Below are 9,293 nucleotides of genomic sequence, written 5' to 3' on the forward strand. Positions count from 1 at the left end.
AAGAGAGCCGTTGGTGTGACTCTCTCGATCATCAGGGTGCATCTACTAATCTAAGTATAGCAAGATAAATGTGGGGTGCAACCCCTCACCCTTCTAAGCAAGCAAAATGTTACAAAACTTAATAGTGTGCATCGGCTTAATGATTGGGATGAAGGTTAAGCACCGCTTCAAACCTATCACTTCAAATATGTAAAGAACTCTTAAGACATCTCAAAAAAAATAAGAGAGCCGTTCGTGTGACTCTCTCGATCATCAGGGTGCATCTACTGATCTAAGTATAGCAAGATAAATGTGGGGTGCAACCCCTCATCCCTCTAAGCAAGCAAAATGTTACAAAACTTAATAGTGTGCATCGGCTTAATGATTCCGATCAAGCTTACCAACTCATGCAGCAACCACCAGTTCCCTTCAAACCGCTGACTTCAAGCACCATTAGAACTGTTAAGCCCTCTCAAAAAAAAATAGAGAGCCGTGCTTGTGACTCTCTTGATCATCAGGGTGTATCTACTTGATCTCAGTATAGCAAAATAAATGTGGGGTACAACCCCTCACATGGTTAAACCAGTAAAATGTTATAATTATTGGCAGTTTTACGGTAGAATGCCTAGGGCGTGTTTTCTTGCCTCGGAGATCCCCCTAAATCCCCCTTAAAAAAGGGGGACTTTGAGTATGGCTCCCCCCTTTTTTAAGGGGGGCTGGGGGGGATCTAAATCTTGCGGAAAACTTTGAAAACACGCCCTAGGCCAAAATCATCATGCCACTAGGCGGTAACTCAATCCTGACCGTTGCCCTACCCTGGTCATGTTGAACGATTACAGTTTGATTCTGGGGTGGATTGCGTAATTGAGAGTTACTCCAGTAACTGTTGTAGAGCAGAGTAAGGGTTGAGCCGTGGGGGTGTAGTGAGGCATCAATGGTGACGTATGCACCACGGTTTTCAGTGCCATGGGTGTTTAAAGCAACCAGAATTTCTTGATTGTAGAGAATCCTTGACCAGGCAATTAATTCTCCAGCATCAGGAATAGCAAAAGGTTTGCCGAGATAGGAGGTTTCTCGGAGGTATTGACGACCGCCACGTAGGGTTTTACCAATCAGATCTGGTCGATTCCGGAGGTTTGCGATCGCAGAAATTCTGAGATACGTGGGATGGTCTGAGTCAAAGAAGTGACAGCCACTGGTTTCAAATGCTCCAAAGCTACCCCCAAACATCGATTCACGAATATAGCGATCGCTATTGGAAATGTTGCCATACTCATTTATTGCTTCAACACTAGGGTCATGGCGGTTTTCTGTGCCATCAAATGCTTGTTCAGTACCGTAATAGATACAGGGTATACCCAACGTGGTCAGTTGCACCCCTACCGCATGGGCTATTTGCTGGTATTTACTAGGAATAGAGTTATTAGCAGCAAAGCGATGTTTGCGATCGCGCCCGACCATATCATGGTCATCTAAGATGGAAACATGATACCGTCCCGTTTCCCGGTGGCTACCAAGGATATTATGCTCCTCAAATTGACCAAAAAACTCCCTTGGCGGTGTTAATCCTTTTACCATCTGTGCTAATCGCTTTGTGGGTTCCCCAATATCAAGCACAGCATCCAAGTTGCGACCAAATACTTCCAGGTAGTTGCGGGACATATGAGCCCCATCGGTTACTTCTCCCACCAGTAGGATGTTATCCTTACCAATCGATTCCGCATATTCCCGGATAGCACCACAAAAACTACGGGAAACTCGCCAAGGAATATGCTTAACGGTATCAATGCGAAATCCATCGCAGTCACTTAGGGCAATCCAGTATTGATAGACTTTAATAATCCCTGCTAAGACTTCCGGTTTAGCGACATTAATATCTTTTAAATCAAAGAAATCCCCTCGGCGAAATTCTAGCTCCGGATGCAGTTTATCTTCCCAAGGGTCTGCACCCCATTCGTTAATATGACCAGCACGAGTGTACCAATCCATGTTTTGAAATTCTTGAGGCCATACCCCATCAATTTCTGTAGTGATTTGGGAAATCGCTTTACCAGTGCCAGAACGCCAACTATGAAATGGATAAGGGGGTTCAAAACGGTAGGGAAGGGTAGCCTGAGGATTATCATTATCATCTTGGTAGAAAAAGTTATTGCCACTGTGGTTATAAATGATGTCTAAGATCACATACATTTCCCGCTCATGGGCAGCATCCACTAAATCCCGTAAATCCTGACGGCTGCCAAATCGGGGGTCAACATCTAGGAAATTTTGAATCCCGTAGCCGTGATAGGTGTCTAGTTCAATCCGTTGTCGCCAAACTGGACCAATCCAAAGGGTAGTGACACCTAATTGTTTCAAGTAGTCCAATTTACTTTCGATTCCCTTGAGGGTACCCCCTTGAAACCTTTTTCCCTTGCTCATCCAGTCACCTTTATTTTTGGCTTTAAATTGGTTTGGATTGCTACGGTCAAACTTTTTCCGCTCTAGTTCTAACCCATCACTGAATCGGTCAGGTAGCAGAAAGTATAGAATCTGGTCTCGCCAAGTAATCGGACTGGGATAAACATTGCCCCTCGGTTGCAGGTTGGCCTCAGCAAGGGTTTGGGGAGAGCATGGTTCAACTGGAGTAGACACGATGGAAACCTTTGGTGAATCGATGTTCGTTTCTTTAACGGTATACACCAGTAGATAATTATATTCCGCAAAAGATTAGGGGGAGTCGGGAATCGGGAGTCGAGAGTGGGGAGTGGGGAGTGGGGAGTGGGGAGTGGGGAGTGGGGAGTAGGAATAACAAAATTGAATTTACCTAATAATTCATTCGTGGGGTGTTTTTGAATTTTGAATTGATAATGACGAAGGAAACTCAGAGAAATTCAAGATGATTTTGCATTTCCTCTGGCTGCAATACTTCCCAAATCAAAGTTAGTGTACCTATGATTTCTCCTATTGAGCGTCGATTAGGACTGCAATAAGCAATTCCAGAATGAGTTATTCCAGTTTGATGAAGTACCACAAAGTCGTCATCATGAGTCACCAGAACTCGTTGTTGCAATGTGGCAAAAGCAAGCTGTTCTTGATCAGAGGCAGCAATCAGTCCAACTTCTGAGGTTGTCGTTACTTCAATTCCACGACGACGCAAACCTTGAGAGATGGCATTGCTAACACTTTCATCCAAATGAAATCGGATTTTGGTCATTGCCGATTCTGAAGTTTTTGCTGCAATAGAGACGGTGTTTGAGCTTGTACCGCTTCTACAAAGGCTTCTCCAGCCTCAATATCCTGTCTGATTTCCTCTTTATGGTCGTGGTAGTAAGCCAGTGCTGCATAGACATCTGACAGGGTAATGCTAGGATGGTGATATAGAATTTCATCCGGTGACATTCCCATGCTTTCGTGCCAGATGACAATATCTTGAACTCGAATCCGATGTCCGGCAATCCGAGGTTTACCGCCACAAACCCCCGGAGTGATTTCAATATGTTCTGAGATTGTTGGAATAGTTGCCATTGGGAGAGTTAAACGTCACTGAAAGATGCATTACCTTACGGTAGTATTCTTACTGAATAGCACACTTTGCGGTCTGTTTGCGTTCGCGTAGCGTGGCCTACGGCCAATCGCATTCAAAGTATAGCATTTCAGCAAATAGTTAAAAAAATAGTTAAAAAATGCAATAAGCCCATTTTTAATAGTAATCAAGTACACAATATTTTCCCCCGATTCCCGACTCCCGATTCCCGATTCCCGATTCCCGATTCCCGATTCCCTACTCCCTACTCCCTACTCCCTACTCCCTACTCCCTACTCCCTACTCCCTACTCCCTACTCCCTACTCCCTACTCCCTACTCCCTACTCCCTACTCCCTTCCCTAGATCATGTATTACAGTCAATTTACTATTCAAAAAGTAGTCAATGATTTTGACTTAACCTTAATCGAACAAGGGAATATTTTTGAAAGCGATAGCGATCGCGTAATTTATCCTAGTCCTTATTTAGCCGAATTTATCACCCAAAATTACCAACTAGCCATCGCCTTGAATACGGAAAAAGCCCGATCAGAACTCTTGATATGTCCAGTATTACTCGCAGTTAGAGAATGCCATAAAAACCAGATTAGCTTGTTTTCTGGGGAAGAGTTTACTGTTGACCCAGAAGTGGGATTAAATGGCACCTGTGATTTTATTATTAGTCTTTCACCGGAACAGTTATTTGTTAAAGCCCCAGTAGCCATTATTATAGAAGCCAAAAAAGAAGACCTGAAAGGGGGATTAGGACAGTGTATCGCTGCAATGGTAGCAGCTGCTCGGTTTAACCAACAGGAGAATAATAGTAACGGTAATGGGATTGCAACGGTTTACGGTGCCGTAACCACTGGGACTCTATGGCGATTTCTGAAATTGGAAGAAAAAACAGTAACCCTCGATCTGGCGGAATATTTTCTGCCTCCCATCGAACCTATTCTAGGGAAATTGGTGCAGATGGTAGAACAGGATTAGGAATGATATCAATTCTGGTTGAATACCCATAATTAATGGGGAGATGGGGAGATGGGGAGATGGGGAGATGGGGAGATGGGAAGATGGGGCGACTAAGTATAGCACTACCGATTAAGGTGTTTGACATTGACACAAGGTTAAAAGCTAGCGCTATATTTTTATTGTTTTGATGCAATTTCCAGACTCCCCACTCCCGACCCAAATGTAAATAAATCTTGCCCAGCCCTTTGCGAGGGTTTACTATTGCTGGTATATTCCTGATGTAAACATTAAACTATCAGGAGATTGGGAGTTAAGAAAATAGAGAGTTAGGGATGAGTTCAAAAACACCTAAATTGATCAATAATCATGAAGATTTAGAAGTGTATCAAAAGGCTTTTAAGGCTGCCATGAGGATATTTGAACTCTCTAAACGTTTCCCAATTGAAGAAAGATACGCTTTAACTGATCAAATCCGACGCTCTTCTCGTTCAGTATGTGCTAACCTAGCAGAGGCTTGGCGCAGAAGAAGATATCAAGGCTCTTTTTGTGCTAGGCTCAACGATGCAGAAGCAGAGGCAGCAGAAACTCAAGTGTGGTTGAAATTTGCAGTTAAATGCAATTATCTAGATCTTGGTATTGCCAGAGAACTCTCAAATCAATATAACGAGATTTTAGGCAGTATAGTCAAAATGGTGAATGACTCAGACAAGTGGTTACTAAAAAAACCTTAAAATTATCCCCATATCCCCATTAGAACTGTTTCAATATCATACGTTAACAATTTGGAGAGATAGGGAGATAGGGAGATAGGGAGATAGGGAGATAGGGAGATAGGGAGATAGGGAGATAGGGAGATAGGGGGATAGGGAGATAGGGAGATAGGGGGATAGGGAGATAGGGGGATAGGGGGATAGGGGGAATTTTTCTTAAAAAAAAGGTATTTTTAACCTTAAAAAAACCCTCTCTCCATCAAACTCCCTCCCCATCACCCCATCTCCCCACCTCCCCATCTCCCCACCTCCCCACCTCCCCATCTCCCCATCTCCCCATCTCCCCACCTCCCCACCTCCCCATCTCCCCACCAGAAACATGGAACCACTCTTACAAATCCGTCCCCATTATCGCGTTGAAATTATTGAACCCAATCATGTTTATCTATTGGCAGAAAACGCCACCCACGCTTTAACGGGGGAATTTTACTGTCATCTGATGCCCCTGCTGGATGGTCAGTATACCTACGAGGAAATTTGTGAACGACTGACAGAGCACGCTGACCCAGACCAGGTGGCTTATGTGATCGAAAATTTGTATGACAAAGGGTACATCGCTGCCAAAGTGCCTGAATTGTCAGACGCTGCTGCTGCTTTCTGGAGTTTGCTGGGAGTAGAACCCCAAACTGCTTATGATTGTTTGCGGCAAGTAGTAGTTTATGTCACTGCTGTGGGGAATATTTCAACTAAACCCTTGACCGATAAACTCACAACCGTTGGCATTCAAACCCAACCCTGGACAGGTAAACCCCCAGTCACCGATTTACCCACTCTGTTAGTAGTGCTTACCGATGACTATCTACAACCGGAACTAGCAGAGATTAATCAAGTCGCCCTAGATACTAACCAACCCTGGCTGTTGGCGAAACCAATAGGAGGACTGTTGTGGTTTGGTCCGATCTTTGAACCAGGAATAACTGGCTGTTGGGAATGTTTGGCCCATCGTCTGCGGGGCAACCGGGAAGTGGAAGCGTCGGTGCTGAAGCAGAAGGGAAAGGCGAGACGTCTTGCAGAAGAGGGGAATCGGGAGTCGGGAGTCGGGAATCGGGAATCGGGAATCGGGAATCGGGAATCGGGAATCGGGAATCGGGGAGAAGAATTGACCCAAACACAATCAGAAACTGTTAATCAGTCTCAAACCCCGAATCATCAAGTTGAGTTTGGTCGGGTGACGGGGTGTTTGCCTACTTCTAATGCTTTCCTCAGTTCTACCTTAGAGACTGGCCTGAATTTAATTACCACTGAAGTCGCTAAATGGATAGTGCAACTGGGGGTAGAGGAAACAGCTAACTTGGCCACGTTGGTGGGGAAAGTGATTACCCTCAATCAAACTAACCTTAGCACTGAAACCCATCAGCTCTCCCATCGTCCCCAATGTGCTGCTTGTGGGAATCCGCAACTTTTAAGCGATCGCGCTCATCAACCGGTTACCTTAGTCAATCGTAAAAAGCAATACACTACCGATGGCGGGCATCGTGCCTTTACTCCCGATCAAACCCTGAAACGCTACCAACACCTGGTTAGTCCCATCACCGGAGTTGTCAGTGCCCTAGTCCGTTCCTCTGACCCAGACAGTGCCCTGCTCCATACCTATCATGCTATTCATAGTTACGGTGCTGCCACCAATAATTTGAACCGTTTGCGTCGTCTGTTGGGTCATAAAAGTGCTGGCAAAGGGAAAACTGACCGTCAAGCCAAAGCCAGTGGGTTCTGTGAAGCGGTAGAACGCTATTCCAGTATCTATCATGGGGATGAACCCCGGATTGTTTCTACCTTAGGGGAGTTGGGAGATACTGCTATTCCTCCCGAACAGGTGATGCAGTTTAGTGAGTATCAGTACGCTCACCGAGAAACCTTGAACAAAGCCCGAGTCGATCACAATTGGGTGCCGCAACGGTTTGATAGCAGCAAAGCCATTGAATGGACACCTGTTTGGTCTTTAGTGACACAAACCCATAGCTATCTACCCACTGCCTTCTGTTATTACAACTATCCCCCATCAAAGGATCATCACTTCTGTTCCGGTGACTCCAATGGCAATGCTGCTGGCAATACCTTGGAAGAAGCGATTTTGCAGGGCTTTATGGAATTGGTGGAACGGGATAGCGTGGCTATTTGGTGGTACAACTGCCTGCAATGTCCGGGAGTGGATTTAGCCAGCTTTGATGACCCCTATCTGGTAGAGTTACAACAACTATACCGCGATCGCAAACGTGATTTGTGGGTGCTGGATATTACCAGTGATTTAGGCATTCCCGCCTTTGCTGCCGTCTCAGCCCGCACCGATCAGGAACAAGAAGGGATTATTGCCGGGTTTGGTGCCCATCTCGATCCTCGGATTGCCATTTTACGGGCAGTCACAGAGATGAACCAACTGGGATTTTATGTGGATGACGTGGAACCCAGTGAAACCGGTGCTTGGGAGGAATGGAATAAGCATAATCTAAACCGCAAAGAGCATCCCTACATGGTTCCCAATCCTGACATTCCCCTCAAGCATCACAGTGACTATGCTCAACAGTGGAGTGATGATATTTATGAGGATGTCATAACCTGTGTCAACATTGCCCAGTCCGCAGGCATGGAAACCCTAGTTCTAGACCAAACCCGCCCGGATATTGGCTTAAATGTAGTCAAGGTGATTGTACCAGGGATGCGCCATTTTTGGGCAAGATTCGCCCCCGGTCGGTTGTATGATGTCCCCGTTAAGTTAGGCTTGTTCGCGGAACCCTTAAGGGAAGATCAACTTAATCCGATCCCGATGATTTTGTAGGAATGGGGAATTAAGAATTAAGAATTAAGAATTAAGAATTAAGAATCGGGAATCGGAACCCACCCCTAACCCCTCCCAGGAGGGGAACGGGAGTCGGGAATCGGGAATCGGGAGTGGGGAACAGGGAACAGGGAACAGGGAACAGGGAACAGGGAACAGGAGTCGGGAGTCGGGAACAGTGGACAAGAATTCACGCCCCATCTCTCCATCTCCCCATCTCCCCATCTCCCTATCTCCCCATCTCCCTATCTCCCCATCTCCCCATCTCCCTATCTCCCCATCACCCCATCTCCCCGCGCCCCCGCCCCACACTCCCCCATCACCCCATCTCCCCTGCTCAGCTGCTAGCGGGGAAACTGCCACCAATGAAGTGAATATCACTGAAGGTTTCGATCCACAGACGAGCGCCACAATCGAGGGGATGATCTGGCTGATAGACAATCTTACAAGGACCGAGGATTTCGACTTCGTTGCCGTAGAGATTGGTACCCTTTCGTTTTACTGAAATCACTGGCTTCCGCTCTTCCCGGCTTTTGTGCATATTCGAGCCAATGTGATTGCGGTTGACATTAATCTTCGCTAAAGCCGGGGGACGACTGGTACGCCATTTGCCCTTCGGTCCACGGCTACCTTTGGTAATTTGTGGCAAATGGTTGAACAGAGGAATAATCCAGAATTTCCCACTTTTATAAGCACCCCTGACCCGACCCTTCTCTAGGAGTTGGCGCAATCGCCGAGACGAAATTCCTAACAGAGATGCGGCTTCAGTGGTACCAACACACTTGTTCATCAGTGGACTCCTCCTTAACTATTCCGATAATACTAGTTTAATGGAAAAAAAGAGAATTGACAAGGGGAATAGGGAATCGGGAATCGGGAATCGGGAATCAGGAGTCGGGAATTGGGAATTGGGAAATGCGATCGCGTAGCGGCTCCAAAGGAGCATCGCACTACTTCCCACTAATTTAGTTAATTAATTAGTGAGAACTTTTAGTACTTAAATTAATTGTGAGAATTTTTATTCCCTACTCCCTACTCCCTACTCCCTACTCCCTATTCCCTATTCCCTATTCCCTGTTCCCTGTTCCCTACTTCCAATTCGTTACAAAAATTTAAAACATATGTTATAATATGCAATTTTTTGTGCTAAAATAAAACTGTGGTCGTTGTGCGACGTGAAAGCGTCTGAATGAATCGAAACCTGAAATGGTTTTCTGAGGAGTGCATCCCTCAGCCTGCCGAGATGAGAGGGGAAGAGTAATCGGAACCTGTGTGCAGATTCTCGATAAAGTCCC

At 45.8% G+C, this 9,293-nt stretch carries 11 protein-coding genes; 5 read left to right on the top strand and 6 right to left on the bottom strand.

Annotation, left to right across the window (positions count from 1 at the left end; translation table 11 throughout):
• Positions 1 to 738 precede the first annotated feature (738 nt).
• The 3 genes from F6K57_RS15950 to F6K57_RS15960 all read right to left on the bottom strand — a co-directional run bounded on the left by F6K57_RS15950 (position 739) and on the right by F6K57_RS15960 (position 3,486).
• Entirely contained in the window at positions 739 to 2,613 is a 1,875-nt protein-coding gene (locus tag F6K57_RS15950) for an alpha-amylase family glycosyl hydrolase (protein ID WP_293069193.1), read from the bottom strand.
• A gap of 229 nt (positions 2,614 to 2,842) precedes the next feature.
• Positions 2,843 to 3,175, bottom strand: a complete 333-nt coding sequence (locus tag F6K57_RS15955; RefSeq protein ID WP_293021281.1) for a DUF5615 family PIN-like protein — start codon at positions 3,173 to 3,175, stop codon at positions 2,843 to 2,845.
• The gene (locus F6K57_RS15960; protein WP_293021280.1) at positions 3,172 to 3,486 is read right to left on the bottom strand and encodes a DUF433 domain-containing protein; all 315 of its coding nucleotides are present in this window, start codon (positions 3,484 to 3,486) and stop codon (positions 3,172 to 3,174) included. The genes F6K57_RS15955 and F6K57_RS15960 overlap by 4 nt, the downstream gene beginning before the upstream one ends.
• A gap of 66 nt (positions 3,487 to 3,552) precedes the next feature.
• Here F6K57_RS15960 and F6K57_RS15965 point away from each other — a divergent pair, with 66 nt between their 5' ends.
• The 5 genes from F6K57_RS15965 to F6K57_RS15985 all read left to right on the top strand — a co-directional run bounded on the left by F6K57_RS15965 (position 3,553) and on the right by F6K57_RS15985 (position 7,998).
• Positions 3,553 to 3,849 (top strand): hypothetical protein, encoded by a 297-nt coding sequence (locus F6K57_RS15965; protein WP_293069195.1) that lies wholly within the window; start codon positions 3,553 to 3,555, stop codon positions 3,847 to 3,849.
• A 3-nt stretch (positions 3,850 to 3,852) separates the two neighbouring features.
• Positions 3,853 to 4,473, top strand: coding sequence for a hypothetical protein (locus F6K57_RS15970; RefSeq protein WP_293021278.1), 621 nt, complete (start codon positions 3,853 to 3,855; stop codon positions 4,471 to 4,473).
• Positions 4,474 to 4,508: 35 nt separating this feature from the next.
• On the top strand, positions 4,509 to 4,643 hold the full coding sequence (locus F6K57_RS15975) for a hypothetical protein (RefSeq protein WP_293021277.1): 135 nt from the start codon (positions 4,509 to 4,511) through the stop codon (positions 4,641 to 4,643).
• A 144-nt stretch (positions 4,644 to 4,787) separates the two neighbouring features.
• Entirely contained in the window at positions 4,788 to 5,186 is a 399-nt protein-coding gene (locus tag F6K57_RS15980) for a four helix bundle protein (RefSeq protein ID WP_293021276.1), read from the top strand.
• Between the two features lie 358 nt (positions 5,187 to 5,544).
• The gene (locus F6K57_RS15985; RefSeq protein ID WP_293030373.1) at positions 5,545 to 7,998 is read left to right on the top strand and encodes a TOMM precursor leader peptide-binding protein; all 2,454 of its coding nucleotides are present in this window, start codon (positions 5,545 to 5,547) and stop codon (positions 7,996 to 7,998) included.
• Between the two features lie 24 nt (positions 7,999 to 8,022).
• Here F6K57_RS15985 and F6K57_RS15990 read toward each other — a convergent pair whose 3' ends face one another.
• The 3 genes from F6K57_RS15990 to F6K57_RS16000 are packed head-to-tail and all read right to left on the bottom strand — an operon-like array spanning position 8,023 to position 8,944.
• Positions 8,023 to 8,361: a hypothetical protein gene (locus F6K57_RS15990; RefSeq protein WP_293030370.1), complete on the bottom strand. Its 339-nt coding sequence runs from the start codon at positions 8,359 to 8,361 to the stop codon at positions 8,023 to 8,025.
• Positions 8,336 to 8,788 (bottom strand): helix-turn-helix domain-containing protein, encoded by a 453-nt coding sequence (locus tag F6K57_RS15995; protein ID WP_293030367.1) that lies wholly within the window; start codon positions 8,786 to 8,788, stop codon positions 8,336 to 8,338. The genes F6K57_RS15990 and F6K57_RS15995 overlap by 26 nt, the downstream gene beginning before the upstream one ends.
• 18 nt (positions 8,789 to 8,806) lie before the next feature.
• Positions 8,807 to 8,944, bottom strand: a complete 138-nt coding sequence (locus tag F6K57_RS16000; protein WP_293030364.1) for a hypothetical protein — start codon at positions 8,942 to 8,944, stop codon at positions 8,807 to 8,809.
• Between the last annotated feature and the right edge of the window lie 349 nt (positions 8,945 to 9,293).

The sequence above is a fragment of the Moorena sp. SIO4A5 genome, assembly GCF_010672005.1.
Taxonomy (GTDB): Bacteria; Cyanobacteriota; Cyanobacteriia; order Cyanobacteriales; family Coleofasciculaceae; genus Moorena.